We start from the raw sequence: 15,758 nt of genomic DNA on the forward strand, positions 1-15,758 counted from the left end.
TCGTTCGGGAACTTGCAGCTGTGCCGCGTCGCATCATCAGAGGGCTCTGGCCCGTCGGTATCCTGGCTTTTACGCTGGTCCTCAACGGCTGTATCGGAACACATGGAATCAAACCGCAGGGCACTGTCCTGCACGCCGACAGCCTGGCCACGGATCAGGCGATTCAGGGCGCTGCCCTCGACGCCCATTGGCCCGCAGCGCAATGGTGGCGTGCCTACGGCGATGCGCAACTGGACCGCTGGGTCGAGATGGCGACGCTGGGCAGCCCGAGTCTGGCACTTGCCGCGGCTCGTGTGCGCCAGGCGAGAGCGATGGCGCAGGTCGCCGAGTCCGCCGAGGCTGTGCAACTGCAAGGCAACGCCAGCCTGATGCGTCACGACTGGCCCGAGGATCAGTTTTATGGCCCCGGCGCGCTGGCCGATACTCGCACCTGGGACAACAATGCGTCACTGGGCCTGAGCTACGCGCTGGATCTGTGGGGACGTGAACGCAACGCCAGCGAGCAGGCCGTTGATCTGGCGCACGTGAGTGCTGCCGAGCAGCGTCAGGCGCAGCTCGAATTGCAGGAAAACGTGGTGCGCGCCTACATCCAGCTGTCCCTCGACTACGCCCGACTGGATATCGCCGAGGCGGCACTGGCCCAGCAGCAACAGATACTCGACCTGGCGCAGCGTCGCCTCAAGGGCGGGATCGGTACGCACTTCGATGTCAGTCAGGCCGAAACCCCGCTGCCTGAGGCGCATCGGCAGATCGACGCGCTGCAAGAGGCCATCGCGTTGGGTCGAAACCAGCTGGCCGCGCTGGCAGGCAAGGGGCCGGGGCAGGGTGCGGCCTTGCAGCGGCCTGCGCTGTCCTTGCACTCCTCTCTCACATTGCCCTCGACATTGCCTGCCGAACTGCTGGGCCAGCGGCCTGACGTGGTGGCTGCGCGCTGGCAGGTGGCGGCGCAGGCGCGCGGTATCGACGTTGCGCATGCGGGCTTTTATCCCAATGTCGATCTGGTCGGCAGCCTGAGCTACATGGCCACGGGCGGCGGCATGCTGGAGTTTCTGACCGGTAGCAAACTGGGTTACAAGGTCGGGCCGGCCATCAGCCTGCCGATCTTCGACGCTGGACGCTTGCGGGCGGAACTGGGGCAGGCGTCGGCTGCTTACGATCAGGCCGTTGCGCATTACAACCAGACGCTGGTGATGGCGCTGAAAAGTGTCTCCGACCAGTTGATTCGGCGTGCCTCGATGGACAAGCAGCAGGCACTCGCTGCCGAGTCGGTGGCGTCTGCGCAAAAGACCTACGACATCGCGTTGATCGCCTGGCAGCGCGGCCTGACCGATTACCTGAACGTGCTCAATGCGCGCACGCAGCTGTTCCGCCAGCAGCAGATTCAGCAGCAGGTCGAGGCCGCGCGGCTGGAAGCCTACGCCGGGCTGGTGGTGGCGCTGGGCGGTGACGGTGGCGAGAGTGGCAATCCCACTGGTCATTCCGCTGACACTGCTGCCAAGTCCGGGGGCGGGCAATGATCGCCTCGCTACAGCGCATCACCGACCTGCCGTGGCGTCGCGAATTACACAGCTGGGCGCGCAGTGACGGGGTGACCTGGGTTTACATCTTCAAGGTGCTGCTCGCCGCATTCCTCACCTACTGGCTGGCACTGCGCCTGGAACTGCCGCAGCCGCACACGGCGATGATCACGGTGTTCATCGTCATGCAGCCACAGAGCGGACAGGTGTTCGCCAAGAGTTTTTATCGCCTGCTGGGGACGCTGGCCGGGTCGGCGATGATGGTGCTGTTGATGGCCCTGTTTGCGCAGAACCCGCTGCCGTTTCTCGGCAGCCTCGCGCTCTGGGTCGGTCTGTGTTCGGCCGGTGCGGCGCGCTATCGCAACTTTCGCGCGTACGGTTTTGTGCTGGCCGGGTACACCGCCGCCATGGTGGGGCTGCCTGCCCTGGCGCATCCGGAAGGTTCGTTCATGTCGGCGGTGTGGCGGGTACTGGAAATCACTCTGGGTATCCTGTGTTCCACGGCCATCAGCGCAGCGGTGCTGCCGCAGAGCTCCAGCGCAGCGATGCGCAACGCGCTTTATCTGCGCTTCGGCGGGTTCGCGCGCTTCGTGGTCAACGGTCTGCGCGGCGATATTTCACGCACTGAATTTGAAACCGGCAATGTACGTTTTGTGGCCGAGGCCATCGGCCTTGAAGGGCTGCGCAGCGTCACGGTATTCGAAGACCCGCACATGCGTCGCCGCAACGGTCGACTCAACCGTTTGAACAGCGAATTCATGGCGGTCACCACGCGCTTCAATGCCCTGCACCAATTGCTCGAGCGTCTGCGCCTCGAACAGGCCGATCAGGTGTTGAAGCATATCGATCCCGGCCTTGAAAACCTTGCAGAGCTGCTCGACGGATTCGCCGACCGCGCCTTGACCAACGATGACGCGGCGCTGCTGGTCACGCGTCTGGAGTCGTGCAGGGAGCACTTCCCCGAACGGGTCAGAAGCCTGCGCGCCGAGTTGGAGCACACCCTGCCCAGCGACGCCGAACGACTGGACTTTCACACCTCGTTCGAGCTGCTGTACCGCCTGCTCAGCGAGTTGCTCGACTACGCACGAACCCACGCATCACTGGCCGACCACAGCCATGAGCGTGAACAGTGGAAGGGCTCGTTCGTACCGCGTACCCACTGGATGACCGCGCTGGCAGCCGGCGCCCGGGCGACCTGCGTGGTCGGTCTGATGAGTGTGTATTGGGTGCTGACGGCGTGGCCCAGCGGCGCGAGCATGGTCCTGGCCTCGGCGGCCACCGTTGCTCTGTCGTCGACCACCCACAACCCCAGACGCATGTCGCTGCAAATGGCTGGCGGTACATTGCTCGGCGCGCTGTCGGGATTTATCGAGACCTTTTTTCTGTTCCCGCACATCGACGGTTTTCCGTTGCTGTGCCTGCTACTGGCCCCGGTGTTTGTGCTCGGTGCATACCTGGGCTCACGTCCACAGTGGACGGGATACGGACTGGGGCTGCTGATTTTTTTCAGCCTGGGCTCGGTGCCGGACAACCTGACGGTCTACGACCCCTACACCTTCATCAACGATTACCTCGCGATGGTCGTCGGTATGCTGATCTGTGCCGCTGCCGGAGCAATCATCCTGCCGCCCAACAGCCGCTGGATGTGGCAACGCCTGGAACAGGCCTTGCGCAATCAAGTGGTGTTTGCGATCAGCGCGCCGCTCAAGCGTCTGGGCTCAAGCTTCGAGAGCCAGACCCGCGACCTGATGCATCAGGCGTACGGCCTGGCGATTGGCAAACCGCTGGTTCAGCGCGAGTTGTTGCGCTGGATGTTCGTGGTGCTGGAAATCGGCCACGCCATTATCGAGCTGCGCCATGAACAGGCGCTGCTGCCGATTCACCCTGCTTACGCCGAGTACCAGCCCTGGCGCATCGCGCTGCGAGTCATGGGGCGCGCTTTGGTGCGGCTGTTCATCCAGCCTGATGCGGTCAATCTGCAGCGCTGTCTCTCGGCAGTCGATCAGGCCATCAAGCGGGTGCAGGAGGCCGATGAACCCTTCGCCTCGCATTTCGATACGTCGGTGCTGCGCCGGGTAAAAAGCTACCTGCACTTTATCCGCACGTCACTGCTGGACCCGCAATCGCCGCTGGCCGCTTATGGCGTTGCGCGAACCGCTTCAGGAGTCGCCCATGCCGCGTGAAATAGCCTTCCACGGTCTGTATATGCCGACCCTCACGCTGATCTTTCTGCTGGCCGTGGTTCTGGCATGGGCGCTGGACCGTCTGCTGGCCGGTTTTGACCTGTATCGGCATTTCTGGCACCCGGCCTTGCTGCGTCTGAGCCTGTTTATCTGCATCTTCGGCGCGTTGGCGCTGCCCCTTTATCGTTGACGCCTGAGTCGGGAAAAATCTCTGGATGAAAAAGTTCTTCAGTCTGTTTGCCACGTTGCTGGTGCTGGCAGTCGCGCTCTGGATCGGTCGTACGCTGTGGATCGACTATATGGATAGCCCATGGACCCGCGATGGCCGGGTGCGCGCCGATACCATCAACGTGGCGGCCGATGTGTCCGGCACTGTGGTCGAGGTGCCGGTGCGTGACAACCAGTGGGTAAAGCGTGGCGATCTGCTGATGCAGATTGACCCGGAGCATTACCGGATCGCCGTAAAGCAAGCGCAGGCGTTACTGGCTTCACGCAAGGCAACCTGGGAGATGCGCAAACTGAATGCCAGGCGGCGTGCCGACATGGATGAACTGGTCATCTCGGCGGAAAATCGTGACGACGCGAGTAACGTAGCCACCTCGGCCCTGGCCGATTACCAGTTGGCCCAGGCGCAACTGGAGGCGTCCGAGCTTAACCTGTCACGCACGCGGGTACTGGCGGCGGTGGACGGTTACGTCACCAACCTCAATGTCCATCGCGGTGACTATGCGCGTATCGGTGAAGCGAAGATGGCCGTGGTGGACATGAACTCGTTCTGGGTCTACGGCTTCTTCGAGGAAACCAAATTGCCGCACCTGAACGTGGGCGATCCTGCCGATATGCAGTTAATGAGCGGCGAGGTGCTCAAGGGTCATGTCGAAAGCATTGCACGCGGCATCTACGACCGTGACAACCCGCAAAGCCGCGAACTGATCGCCGACGTCAACCCGACTTTCAACTGGGTGCGTCTGGCCCAGCGCGTGCCGGTGCGTATCCATCTGGACGCTATACCTGAAGGCGTACTTCTGGCAGCGGGAATGACCTGCACGGTGATTGTCAGGCCGGTAGACGGCTGATGCTTGAGGACGCGGAGCGTCCAGAACGGCATGCCGACGCGGAGCGTCGCACGATAGGCAGGTGATCGTTCCGCACGCTCCAGCGTGGGAATGCAGTTCGTGACGCTCTGCGTCACAAGTCGGTGTTCAATCCAAAGCGTTTTCTCAGGCCCATATCCAGTAGCCCTTTGGGCAGCAACCACGCCATCAGCGGCAGCAGGCGTGAGCCGTTGCCAAGACGCAGAAGACGTGGCGGATGGGTGTGTTGCACGGCCTTGAGCAAGTCTTGAGCGAATGCTGTGGCGGGGGTAGGGTTGTCCAGTGAAGCTCTGGCGCGTGCACGAATGCCTTCGCGAATCGGCCACCACGGCGATTGCTCACTGATCAGCTGCTCGGCTTCGTGGCTGGCATTCTGCGCAAAGCTCGACGCGATCGCGCCTGGCTGAACCTCCATCACCTGTACGCCGAATGGCGCCAACTCCAGACGCAGCGCATCACTGAGCGCATGCACCGCCGCCTTGGATGCGCAATAAGCGCCCGCGAACGGCGTGACCAGCACACCGGATACGCTGCCGATGTTCACCACCAGCCCCTTGTTGCGGCGCAGTGCCGGAAACAGCGCCCGGGTCACCCCGACGACGGAAAACACATTGGTTTCGAACTGTCGCTGCAAGGCATCCACGCCGCCGTCGAGCAGGGGACCCATCGCGCCATAGCCAGCGTTGTTGATCAACACATCCAGGCCGCCGTGCTCCAGACCGGCGGCCAGTTGCTCCAGCGCCAGGCTGTCGTTGACGTCCAGTTGTACGGCGATGAAACCCGCTGCACTGAGTGCCGCGACATCGTCGGTCTTGCGCGCAGTGGCCCAGACTTCATAGCCAGTGGCCTTGAACGCGTCGGCCAGAGCACGGCCGATTCCGCTGGAACAGCCTGTAATCAAAGCGATGGGCATGAGGGAGATCCTTGTGGTCAGTCCGAGAAACTGCCTTGTAGATGTTCTGCGCGAAATTCCAGGGTTTGCGGGCGGTACCCGTTGCGCAGTGCCGGCACCGGCACGCAATCCTGCCACGTGCCTTTGGCCTGAAGTTCACCGGGGCCGCGATAGCGTGCGGATGCGTAGGTGTTGTCGATCAGATTCACTGAATCACCAGGTGCATAGGCCGCTATTCGCCAACGCAGTTCCTGCAGGGTGACCTGATTGGTGTTGGTGATGCTGACCTGCAACGGACGATCTGCCGGGCAGTTTTGCGGATCGTAACTCAGGCGGATATCCAGACGCTCAAGCTGGCGTGTTTCCCGGCTGTCCTGCCAGATGACGATGGCCGCCACCGCCCCAAGCCCGACCGCCGCAGCCAGCGAGACGGGCAAGGCCTTCGCCGGGTAGCGGAGCAGAAGGATGAGCCAGGTCAGGATCAACAGGATGCCGATAAACATGCAGGTCTCCAGCAAAGGTAATGCTGGACATCCTACAGAACCTGGGAGGGGGACGTCGCGCAAATGAAAAGCCCCCGACAACTCTCTGCGTATAAATCTACGCAAAGAGTTGTCGAGGGCTGTGTTACCTGTAGCGTGCAGCTAAAACCCTATCAACGAGCGATAGTTTGCGTCTTCACACCCGCTTCCAGCGCGTTCGAGCGACCGTAGATGTCTTCGAAACGCTCGATGTCGTCTTCGCCCAGGTAGCTGCCCGATTGTACTTCGATGATTTCCAACGGGATCTTGCCTGGGTTGCGCAGGCGATGGACCGAGGCGATCGGGATGTAGGTGGACTGGTTTTCGGTGAGCAGGAACACGTTCTCGTCACAGGTGACCTGCGCAGTACCGGATACCACGATCCAGTGTTCGGCGCGGTGGTGGTGCATCTGCAGCGACAGGCAGGCACCCGGCTTGACGGAGATACGCTTGACCTGGAAACGACCGCCCATGTCCACCGAATCGTAGGAGCCCCACGGACGGTACACTTCGAGGTGGTTCTGGGTCTCGGTGCGGCCCTGTTCGTTCAGGGTGGCGACCATTTGCTTGACGCCCTGGACCTTGTCCTTGTGGGCAATCATCATCGCGTCCTTGGTTTCGACGACCACGATGTTGTCCAGACCGATCACCGACACCAGTTTGCCGTTGCCGTGGATCATGCAGTTGCGGCTGTCCTGGATGACGACGTCGCCCTTGGTGACGTTGCCGTTGGCGTCCTTGGCATTGACTTCCCACAGCGACGACCAGCAGCCGACATCGCTCCAGCCGGCCGACAGCGGTACGACGCAGGCGCGCTGGGTTTTTTCCATGACCGCGTAGTCGATGGAATTGTCCGGGCAGCAGGCGAAGGTCGAGGAGTCGATTTCAAGGGCGTCGCCGTCCTGCACGCTGCGCTCAAGGGTCAGCAGGCAGGTGTCGTAGATGTCCGGATCATGCTTTTTCAGTTCTTCCAGGAAGCGGCTGGCGCGGAACAGGAACATGCCGCTGTTCCAGTAGTAGCCACCGGCTTCGACGAATTCCTTGGCGCGTTTTTCGTCAGGTTTTTCGACGAACTGCGACACGCGGCTGACGCCTTCCGGCAGCAGGGCATCGGCGGTGGACTTGATGTAGCCATAGCCGGTTTCAGGCTTGTTGGCCGGTACGCCGAACAGCACCATTTCGCCACGCTCTGCGGCGACAGTCGCCAGTGCCAGTGCGCGTTGCAGGGCTTTCTGGTCTTCGATGACGTGGTCGGCTGGCAGCACCAGCATCAGGCCGTCGTTGCCTTCGTTGACCAGCTTCATGGCAGTCAGTGCAACGGCGGGTGCCGTGTTGCGGCCGAACGGTTCCATGAGGATCGCCTGGGTTTCCAGGTTCAGCGCAGCGAGTTGCTCGTTGACGATGAAACGGTGGTCCTTGTTGCAGACCACGATAGGCTCCTGCATGCCCTCGAACACCAGACGCTCCAGGGTTTGCTGGAACAGGGTGTGCTCGCCGGTCAACGCCAGGAACTGTTTAGGGAATTGTTTACGCGAAAGCGGCCAGAGTCGTGAACCACTACCGCCTGACAAGATAACTGGAATCATTTTGTTTCTCCAAAAGCATTCAATTAGGGCCGTACGAGGTGTCTGTCGTTTCTGTCTTGTTCTTGTTCCGCGCGGGTCGGTTCAACGCTGATGCCCTGAACCGACCGGCATAATCCGTTTAGCGGGTAGCAACCGGTGGCTTGACCCACACTGGCGAGAGGCTGCTGCCACTGCCGGTGATGTAGAGCACAGCGGCTTCGCCACGCTCCAGTGCCACAGGTTTCAAATCGGTGACTTTCTTGTCGCCGTCGTACAGCGCCAGGCTGACTTTGACCGGGTTGATTTCACGCTCGCCGGTGCCTTTGGCCGCAACGGTGTTGACCACTTCGGTCTTGCCGTCAGCAGTTTTCAGGGTCAGCGACTTGTCGCTCAGGTTCTGCACGCGAACCAGGGATTTCTGCTTGTTCTTGAACGGTGGCTCTTCGACCAGCTGTGGCTTGCCGCTGGCGTTGTTGACGATGGTGTAGTAGTGATCACCCGCCAGTTTCACCGGCAGGCTCTGGCTGCCCAGCTTGGCGGTGTAGTCGCCCTGCGGCATGAAGCTGAACGCAGTGCTGCCCAGTGGCGCCACTTCGTTGAGATTGGTGTTGCCAACGGTGGCGCTGATTTCAGCGTTGCTGGCGTTGTAGACACGCACGAAGGTCGAGCCTTTCGGTGCGGTCGGGCCGTACAGGGCGGAGTCACCGGCGAAAGCCTGCAGGGACATCAGGCCCAGACCTGCGGCCATTGCGCAGGTTTTGAAAATGCGTTTTGCGGCCGAACGGTTGGCAGTAGTGTTGAAAGTCATGAGTCAGTCCTCTCAGTTTTGCGCCCGGTTGGGCGACTCGGATTGTTTGGCGTTGAGCGCCACGTTTTCTTGGGTGTCACGCGATTTCTTCAGCTCGGCGATCCACTTCGGATCGAACTCGCCAAGATCGTTGTGTGCCGGCAGGTAGCGCTCCGGGAACTCCCAGATCACCACTTGCGGCGGGGTGTTCTTAAAGGCGTCGGTCTGCAGGTACTTGAGCATCGGCAGGATCGGGCCATGGCCGTCTTCGGCGTAGTTGACGACATCGCTGCGCAGCGCTTCTTTCAAGGCGCCGACGAAGTTCCAGTTAGGGTTGGCGCTGTAGCTGGTGCCCACCAGACCCACCGGGATGTCGCTGTCTGCGAACAGTGCGTCACCGCCTGCCGCTTCGCCTGCTACCGGATCGGTACTGCGTTTCTGCAACTCGTCCGGCTTGGGCAGCATGTTGCTGAACAACGGATCGAGCGGCAGGAATGTAGTCAGGTCACCTTTGTAGGCTTCGGTTCCCTTGGCTTGTGTGACGAACTGCTCAGGTTCACCTTCCAGTGGTGTTTTCTGGGCAATCGCGGCGCTCAGTTGCTGCGCGGCGACTTCGGCACCCATTGGCGTCCAGTGGGTGTCGGTGCGCAGGAAAACCTGGCCCTGTTGCTTGGCAGCTTGCAGCGGCACCAGCAAGTCCGGGGCAAAGATCCCGGCCTTGGCGACCTGCGCGTGGAACTGCTGATACAGGTCGGTGTGCAGGCTGGCAGGCTTGTTGTCACCGATGTGTTCCGGGTACAGACGGGTCTTCGCCGGAACGATCGCCAGGACCAGTTTGGTGCCCTGTTTTTCCAGCGCGTCACGCACACCCTGAATGATCGCCAGGTTGTCGGCTTCGTTCTGCTCGCCGTTGGCAACCGCATCGAACTCTTCGTCGGTGTACAACCACTGGTCCTTGCCGAGCACGACGCCCGGACGACCTTCGTTGAACAGTTTGAAATCCAGCGCCGCCCAGAGGTTGGTGCCCAGGCGCTTGATCGGGAACTCATCGTCGTAATGAGTTTCCGCCGCCTTGGTCCATTTGCCGTTGAGCACAGTGGTCTCTGCCGACGTCGAGAAGGTGCTGAAGCTGCGCAGCGACCAGACGCCCAGGACCAGCAGAATGGCCAGGAAGATGGCGATGTAGAGGATTCGTAATGAACGCGTCATGTCAGGCTCCTCAGAACTGGAAGTAAAGGAACGGCGAGAAGCTTTGCGCCGAAAGTTTGAGAATCGAAGCCACGAACAGCAGCAGGATCAGTGCACGCATGGCGTAACGTGGCCAGTCGGCAACCCAGTACGCGGGCTGCACCTGAGCTTCGCTGCCCACGGTGTAGCCTGGCAGGTGCAGACTGCCGGGAGCATCGCCGGGAACGGCCTTGATGGTGCCCGGTTGAGCGGTCGCAGGACCGTCAGCCTTGGCGCTCTTGCCGGTGTCTTTTTCGCGGTTCTGGTAGAAGTCGCGCAGACCGAAGAACGCCAGCGTCAGATACGCCACCACCAGTGTTGCCACTTGCAGACCGGTCAGGCTGGCGCGGTTGAGTTCCGACAGCTGCCACTCGCCGAAGCTGAACATGGCGCTGTACATACGACCGGCGACATGCAGGTTTTCAGCGCGGAAGATGACCCAGCCTATGACCACCAGCAGGAAGGTCAGTGCCCAGCGGATCGGGTTGAAACTGTAGGGTTTGGTGTTGATACCGACCGCTTTTTCGATCGCCAGCCACATGCCGTGCCAGGCACCCCAGATGATGTAGGTGACGTTGGCACCGTGCCACAGACCGCCGAGCAGCATGGTCAGGAACAGGTTGCGGTAGGTCGCGAATTTGCCGCCGCGGTTGCCGCCCAGCGTGATGTACAGATAGTCACGCAGCCAGGTGGACAGGCTGATGTGCCAGCGACGCCAGAACTCGGTGATCGATTGGCTGATGTAGGGCTGTTTGAAGTTTTCCATGAAGCGGAAACCCATCATCAGACCCAGACCGATAGCCATATCGCTGTAACCGGAGAAGTCGAAATACAGTTGCGCGGTGTAGGCCAGCGCACCCAGCCAGGCATCGCCGGTGGTCGGGTTTTGCAGGGCGAAGCAGTGGTCGGCGACCACCGCCAGGGTGTCGGCGATGAACACTTTCTTGATGAAGCCCTGCATGAAGCGCGTGGCACCTTCGGAGAACTTGTCCAGCGTGTGTGTACGGTTGTTGAACTGGTCGGCCAGATCGCGGAAACGCAGCACAGGGCCGGCGATCAGGTGCGGGAAGATCGCGACGAATGCAGCGAAGTCGATCAGATTGCGCGTGGCCGGAGTATCGCCGCGGTAAACGTCGATGATGTAGCTGATGGACTCGAAGACATAGAACGAGATACCGATCGGCAACAGCACGTGAGTCAGGATGAACGGTTCCAGACCCATCGAGGTCATGGCTGCGTTGATGCTGTCCACGCCGAAGTTGGCGTATTTGAAGTAGCCCAGAATACACAGGTCCACTATTACGCCAAGCAGCAACCATTTCTGTGCCGGCTTGGTCCGCACACCTGCTGCGCCTACCTTGAGACCGATCCAGTAGTTCCAGACGGTCACGCCGACGAACAGCGCCAGAAAGTCCACTCGCCACCAGGCGTAGAAGATATAGCTGGCAATCAGCAGCAGCAGATTGCGATAGCGTTGCCCGCTCAGGTAGTACAAGCCGAGGAAAATCGGCATGAACAGGAACAGGAACACGTTGGATGAGAAAACCATCCTTATCTCTCCGTTTGTCCAACATTCAAGGGCTAAAGCCCCCCCAAACCCCCCGTTGAAATTGGGGGGTAAAACACGTCGCGTTACGGCTTGTCGGTGAGGCAGCTCAGGCGAGGTCCGGTCTTACGGATTCAGCGCCTGGGCGTGCCTCTTCGCGAGCAAGCGCGCTCCCACAAAGAACTCTGTGAATCACGAACCGTCGTTATCGCCCTTGTCGCCTTTCTCGTGCGTCGGGTCGTAGACCTTGGTCAGGTCACCGCCCAGACGGAATGTCTTGAATGGCTGCTTTTCGTGTTTCTCTTCAAGCACATCCGGGCTGCAGGTGTAGAGCGAGCAGTACGGTTCGAGCCAGGCGAATTTCGGATCTTTCTTCAGGTCCGTCATGTCCTGTTTCTCGCCGTTGTGTTCAGCGAAAATCGAAGGATCCTTGACGCCGGCCAGCACCCGGTCGCCCAGACGCTTCAAGGCGCCATTGTTTTCCGGACGCAGGTCCACGCCATTGGCCTGGGCGAAGCTGGCAATCATCGCGAGCGGCGGCAGTGCATAGTTGTGATACGACAGTGCCCGCTGACGGCGCTTCATCTCGTTGGGCAGGAAACCGTCCTTGTCCACTTGATTGGCAGCGACCTTGTATTCCTTCACGGCCCAGTCGAACAGGTCCTGACGATTGGTGGCGACAGCGGTTGCCATCACCGACCAGGCAGCCCAGTACGAGTGGTTGTTGATTTTTTCCAGCGGCAGATTGCTCCAGTCGCTGACCACCTGATCGGCCAGCTTGCTGAACCAGGTCTCGATGATCTTCGCGTCCTGCTGACGATTGGCCAGCGGGTGCGACTCGGAGAACTTCAGACGCAGGTAGGCGGAGGACATGCTGCCCAGTGCCCATTTGCGCATGGATTTGCCGGTGTGGTTGAACTCGCGCGACTCCAGCGCATCGGCCTTGGCCCAGGTGGTCATCATGTTCAGCGCACAATCGAGTTGTTCCGGACGACCGTCGCGCATGTACTGCATCACGACTTTGCTGACGCCACGCTCAAGGGTGGTGATGTCCTTGGTCGCGTCGCGGAACGCTTCTTCGGATACCGCATTGAGCGTTGCGCGTGCCTTGTCCGAACCCTCGTACTTGCTGCGGAAGACCAGCTTGTCGGTGTAGGGCTTTGGAATGGCTTCACAGCTGAAGTTGTGATCGCCCGTCTTCATTTTTTCGATCGGGGCGTCATAGCCCTTGGGTGGAACCAGTGCGGCGGACGCGCCCGTGGCCCACGCCATCGATGACAGGATTGCCATCGACAGCAGGGTAGGGCGTATCAGTTTAGGAGTCTGCATAAGTCACCTCATAGTCCGGCTTGAGCGGTGTGTGTCGCAGCGCTCGGGAACACGTTGCGTTTGCATACTTTGGCTTCGACTTTTTGTGGTGCCGTGCCTGCTTCCGGTCCCTGGACTTCCAGCGCCAGCAGTTGCTGGTTGGCCCAATCCTCATCCTCGCGCAATTCAAAGGCGAAGCGTCCATCGGTGTCTGACGTTTCCGGTTTCTCGATTTTCAGATCCTCATGGCGACCGTTCATGTACCAGAGTCTGGCCTGAAGGACTTTCACCGAGGTGTCGTCAAACTTGATGTCGATCTGATTGCTGCCGTTGCGAATGTCCTTGATGCCATTCTTGCCATTGACCAGCAGTTCGTTGGTACCCGGCTTAAGCGTGGTGCTGGCGCTCATGACGGCAGGCTTGCCTTCACAGCCGTTGTCCAGCAGCGACATCATCTGGCGATAGATGGTCTCCTGATCCAGGCGATACAGCGGCGAGAATTCCCAGATGAGAATCTTCGGCGGACGCTTCTGAAAGTCTTCACTGCCCAGGTACTGCAGCATCGAACCTTCCAGGCCACCACCAGGGAACGCCACGTTCAACACGTCAGCGCCCATGTATTCCTGCAGGAAGCCCGCGAAGTTGTAGTTCTTGCCACTGTGGCTGGTACCGACCAGGGTGATTTCCGGGTTACCGGAATCGCCGAACAGGTCGCCGTCGCCCGCCTCACCCTTGGGCTCGGTGGTGAACTGGTCCATGTACTGGATCGCGTAGCTGGTACCGCACAATTGACCTGCCATATTGTGCAAAGTGCCCGTCTTGCCCATGCGTCCGGAAATATGGCTTTCGAACTCACGCTTGGGGATATCGCCGTAGGCCGGAATCCTTTTCACGGTTTCGGCGACGATCTTCGCCGTACGCTGTGCGCCATACGGCGTCCAGTGCTGGTCACCGCGGAAGTAGAAGTCATGCGCCTGCTGCTCGTTGGTCAACGGCGACAGGTCAGGGACCCAGTAGCCCATCTTGCTGAAGCGGCCAAGCATGGCCTGATAGTTTTTCAGCGCCTTGTCGTAGTCGAACTTGTCGCGTTCGGCCGGGAACAATTTGTTGCGATCCACCAGGCCACGGGTCGGCTGATACACCACGACCAGTTCGACGCCTTTGCTCTTGAACGCATCGTGCAGTTGTTTCATGCGGCGATAGCCGGCAGGCGTGGTGTCGAACTCGGTGCGCAGGTCTTCCTGAGTCCGGAACAGCCAGTCACCCTGAGCCTGGACCAGCGTGGTGAAGTTCTGCTGATAGCGCGTGGTGTAGTTTTTCGCATCATGCGCGGCCGGGCACAGCGAGCAGCAAGGCTCGGCCTTGAACGTCGGCGCTTGCGAGTCGTCTGCCCGAGCGACACCAGCGGCGGCCATCAAGGCGGCGGTGAGGCTGGACAGGCTCAACAGCTTGATCAGATGTGCGTGCATAACAATACCCTTTCTCATTCCCGCAGCTCGGTCTGGCTTTCGACGGGGTCGATCAATACGGCTTTCTTCTGGCGTACCAGCAGGTCGAGGATTTCGTCCTGGCGCTCACCGAGGACGCCGTTGAGGCTGATGCCGACTTCTTTGGTAGGCATCAGCATCGAGACGCGATACAGCTCGACACTCAGTGGCGAGTCGATGGACAGCGGGCCGGAACCATTGCTGGACAGTTCGCCGCCAACCATGATCAGCGATACCTGAGCGTCGAACGGATCGAGCTCAATGTCGCGGTCAGTGTCGCTCAAGTCCTTGATGTGGCCGTAAACGCCCATCAGGCCGTTGCCCATGGCGACGTTCTCGTACAGCTTGATATTCACGCTGTTACGCACGCGGATACCGTGGCGGCGGTTGGCGATCACGCGATTGCCCCACAGCAGGTTGTTGCCGCTTTCGTACAGGGTGATGCCGTCAGTGTGGTTCTGGTAAATCTCGTTGTAGGCGACGATGTTGCCGACGCTGTTACGGTCCAGAACCACGCCGGACAATTTGTTGTTGTGGCTCTTGTTGCGGAAGATGAAGCTGTTGTCGACTTCCCGGGAAATGATGATCCCGTGCTTCTTCTTGGTCCCGTAAACGTCGTTTTCGGCGATGATCAGACCGTGCGAACGGTCGTGCGGGTCAATGCCGTAAATGATGTTGTCGCGGTAGGTGTTGCCTTTGACCACGAAGTCGCGGGTTTCATAGCAGTAGAAGCCGTACCACATGTCCGAGAACTCTGAATCGATGATCCAGCCCGTCGGTTCGGCACGCTTGAGAATCTTCGCGGTGTTGGGTGTGTACTGGGAAATACTGATGCCATAGGACTTGCTCTGGTCGTAGCCCATGCTCGCCATTTTGGTATTGGCGATCCAGGTTTCCGAGCCACCCCAGGTCAGCAGGAAAGGGCGAAACTCTTCAGGCTTGCGATAGGTCGCCAGGCTGTTGCGGGTTTCACTCCAGGCGTTGACCTGAGTGTGAGTGATCAGCATCTTGCCTTCACTGACGATGAACGAGCCCTTTTCCTGAGACAGACGCAATTCCTTGGTCTTGCTGTCGATCTCGAAGATCCCGGTTTCCTTGATCAGGATTGGCAGGCGCGCCACGTAGACACCTGGCGAAACCTCGTTGAGGAACTGCTTGGGCACCTTCCTGGCCAGGTCCTGCAGGCTCACGTAGCCGTCGGAAATCATGATGGCCTGGGGGATGCCGCGCTGACGGTTGACCCATTCGGCCATCTTGTTATCGCCGCCGATGAATTCCTTCAGGCCGGTTTCTTCCATCATCCGTGAAACAGTGACCTTGCCCGGTTTGTTGCGCACGATCTTTTTCAGGGCGGCTTCGGCGGTGTAGCCCTTGAGGTCGGGCAACACCGGCTTGGCCATTTCCAACGGCTCGGTCGGCGGGCTGGTGATGGTGTAGGTCTTGGCCTGGTGCAACTCCTTGACCACCGCCTTCTGTGTGTCGGGTACGACAGGCGCGTTGGCCAGCGCCACACCGCTGGCCAGCAGCAGGGCGCTGGTCAGCAGTGCGCTTTCGAGCAGGGTGTGCGGCCAGTGTCGGCTACGCCCGTTGCTTGTATGACTGTTCATCTCTGGCACTCCTTTGGCGGTTCG

At 60.2% G+C, this 15,758-nt stretch carries 13 protein-coding genes; 4 read left to right on the top strand and 9 right to left on the bottom strand.

Features of this window, described 5'->3' with window-relative positions; all coding sequences use genetic code 11:
* The first annotated feature begins 20 nt into the window (after window positions 1–20).
* The 4 genes from AO388_RS09930 to AO388_RS09945 are packed head-to-tail and all read left to right on the top strand — an operon-like array spanning window position 21 to window position 4,776.
* Window positions 21–1,517, top strand: coding sequence for an efflux transporter outer membrane subunit (locus AO388_RS09930; protein WP_058416382.1), 1,497 nt, complete (start codon window positions 21–23; stop codon window positions 1,515–1,517).
* The gene (locus tag AO388_RS09935; protein WP_058416383.1) at window positions 1,514–3,700 is read left to right on the top strand and encodes an FUSC family protein; all 2,187 of its coding nucleotides are present in this window, start codon (window positions 1,514–1,516) and stop codon (window positions 3,698–3,700) included. Before AO388_RS09930 ends, AO388_RS09935 begins: the two co-directional genes overlap by 4 nt.
* On the top strand, window positions 3,690–3,890 hold the full coding sequence (locus AO388_RS09940) for a DUF1656 domain-containing protein (RefSeq protein WP_003365425.1): 201 nt from the start codon (window positions 3,690–3,692) through the stop codon (window positions 3,888–3,890). Before AO388_RS09935 ends, AO388_RS09940 begins: the two co-directional genes overlap by 11 nt.
* A gap of 25 nt (window positions 3,891–3,915) precedes the next feature.
* Entirely contained in the window at window positions 3,916–4,776 is an 861-nt protein-coding gene (locus AO388_RS09945) for an efflux RND transporter periplasmic adaptor subunit (protein ID WP_058416384.1), read from the top strand.
* A 112-nt stretch (window positions 4,777–4,888) separates the two neighbouring features.
* Here the strand turns inward: AO388_RS09945 and AO388_RS09950 are convergent, their stop codons facing one another.
* The 9 genes from AO388_RS09950 to algG all read right to left on the bottom strand — a co-directional run bounded on the left by AO388_RS09950 (window position 4,889) and on the right by algG (window position 15,734).
* Window positions 4,889–5,707 carry an SDR family oxidoreductase gene (locus AO388_RS09950; RefSeq protein WP_058416385.1) on the bottom strand — a complete coding sequence of 273 codons (819 nt, stop codon included), beginning with the start codon at window positions 5,705–5,707 and terminating at the stop codon, window positions 4,889–4,891.
* 17 nt (window positions 5,708–5,724) lie between these two features.
* The gene (locus tag AO388_RS09955; RefSeq protein ID WP_003365419.1) at window positions 5,725–6,189 is read right to left on the bottom strand and encodes a hypothetical protein; all 465 of its coding nucleotides are present in this window, start codon (window positions 6,187–6,189) and stop codon (window positions 5,725–5,727) included.
* A 152-nt stretch (window positions 6,190–6,341) separates the two neighbouring features.
* Window positions 6,342–7,793: a mannose-1-phosphate guanylyltransferase/mannose-6-phosphate isomerase gene (locus AO388_RS09960; protein ID WP_003415201.1), complete on the bottom strand. Its 1,452-nt coding sequence runs from the start codon at window positions 7,791–7,793 to the stop codon at window positions 6,342–6,344.
* Window positions 7,794–7,911: 118 nt separating this feature from the next.
* The gene (locus tag AO388_RS09965) at window positions 7,912–8,580 is read right to left on the bottom strand and encodes an alginate O-acetyltransferase AlgF (RefSeq protein WP_054080674.1); all 669 of its coding nucleotides are present in this window, start codon (window positions 8,578–8,580) and stop codon (window positions 7,912–7,914) included.
* Window positions 8,581–8,592: 12 nt separating this feature from the next.
* Window positions 8,593–9,768, bottom strand: coding sequence for an alginate O-acetyltransferase (locus AO388_RS09970; RefSeq protein ID WP_058397469.1), 1,176 nt, complete (start codon window positions 9,766–9,768; stop codon window positions 8,593–8,595).
* A 10-nt stretch (window positions 9,769–9,778) separates the two neighbouring features.
* Window positions 9,779–11,335: an MBOAT family O-acyltransferase gene (locus AO388_RS09975; protein ID WP_003365411.1), complete on the bottom strand. Its 1,557-nt coding sequence runs from the start codon at window positions 11,333–11,335 to the stop codon at window positions 9,779–9,781.
* Between the two features lie 189 nt (window positions 11,336–11,524).
* Window positions 11,525–12,661: a mannuronate-specific alginate lyase gene (locus tag AO388_RS09980; protein WP_003365409.1), complete on the bottom strand. Its 1,137-nt coding sequence runs from the start codon at window positions 12,659–12,661 to the stop codon at window positions 11,525–11,527.
* Between the two features lie 8 nt (window positions 12,662–12,669).
* Window positions 12,670–14,109: an alginate O-acetyltransferase AlgX-related protein gene (locus AO388_RS09985; protein ID WP_003433628.1), complete on the bottom strand. Its 1,440-nt coding sequence runs from the start codon at window positions 14,107–14,109 to the stop codon at window positions 12,670–12,672.
* A gap of 14 nt (window positions 14,110–14,123) precedes the next feature.
* Window positions 14,124–15,734, bottom strand: a complete 1,611-nt coding sequence (algG, locus tag AO388_RS09990; protein WP_003365404.1) for a mannuronan 5-epimerase AlgG — start codon at window positions 15,732–15,734, stop codon at window positions 14,124–14,126.
* Window positions 15,735–15,758 lie beyond the last annotated feature (24 nt).

The organism is Pseudomonas sp. ICMP 10191, assembly GCF_001467335.1.
GTDB classification, from domain to species: Bacteria; Pseudomonadota; Gammaproteobacteria; order Pseudomonadales; family Pseudomonadaceae; genus Aquipseudomonas; species Aquipseudomonas cerasi.

Coding starts and splice junctions, on each gene's coding strand:
- AO388_RS09935 (WP_058416383.1), top strand. CDS start 1,514: ATGATCGCCTCGCTACAGCGCATCACCGACCTGCCGTGGCGTCGCGAA.
- AO388_RS09940 (WP_003365425.1), top strand. CDS start 3,690: ATGCCGCGTGAAATAGCCTTCCACGGTCTGTATATGCCGACCCTCACG.
- AO388_RS09945 (WP_058416384.1), top strand. CDS start 3,916: ATGAAAAAGTTCTTCAGTCTGTTTGCCACGTTGCTGGTGCTGGCAGTC.
- AO388_RS09950 (WP_058416385.1), bottom strand. CDS start 5,707: ATGCCCATCGCTTTGATTACAGGCTGTTCCAGCGGAATCGGCCGTGCT.
- AO388_RS09955 (WP_003365419.1), bottom strand. CDS start 6,189: ATGTTTATCGGCATCCTGTTGATCCTGACCTGGCTCATCCTTCTGCTC.
- AO388_RS09960 (WP_003415201.1), bottom strand. CDS start 7,793: ATGATTCCAGTTATCTTGTCAGGCGGTAGTGGTTCACGACTCTGGCCG.
- AO388_RS09965 (WP_054080674.1), bottom strand. CDS start 8,580: ATGACTTTCAACACTACTGCCAACCGTTCGGCCGCAAAACGCATTTTC.
- AO388_RS09970 (WP_058397469.1), bottom strand. CDS start 9,768: ATGACGCGTTCATTACGAATCCTCTACATCGCCATCTTCCTGGCCATT.
- AO388_RS09975 (WP_003365411.1), bottom strand. CDS start 11,335: ATGGTTTTCTCATCCAACGTGTTCCTGTTCCTGTTCATGCCGATTTTC.
- AO388_RS09980 (WP_003365409.1), bottom strand. CDS start 12,661: ATGCAGACTCCTAAACTGATACGCCCTACCCTGCTGTCGATGGCAATC.
- AO388_RS09985 (WP_003433628.1), bottom strand. CDS start 14,109: ATGCACGCACATCTGATCAAGCTGTTGAGCCTGTCCAGCCTCACCGCC.
- algG (WP_003365404.1), bottom strand. CDS start 15,734: ATGAACAGTCATACAAGCAACGGGCGTAGCCGACACTGGCCGCACACC.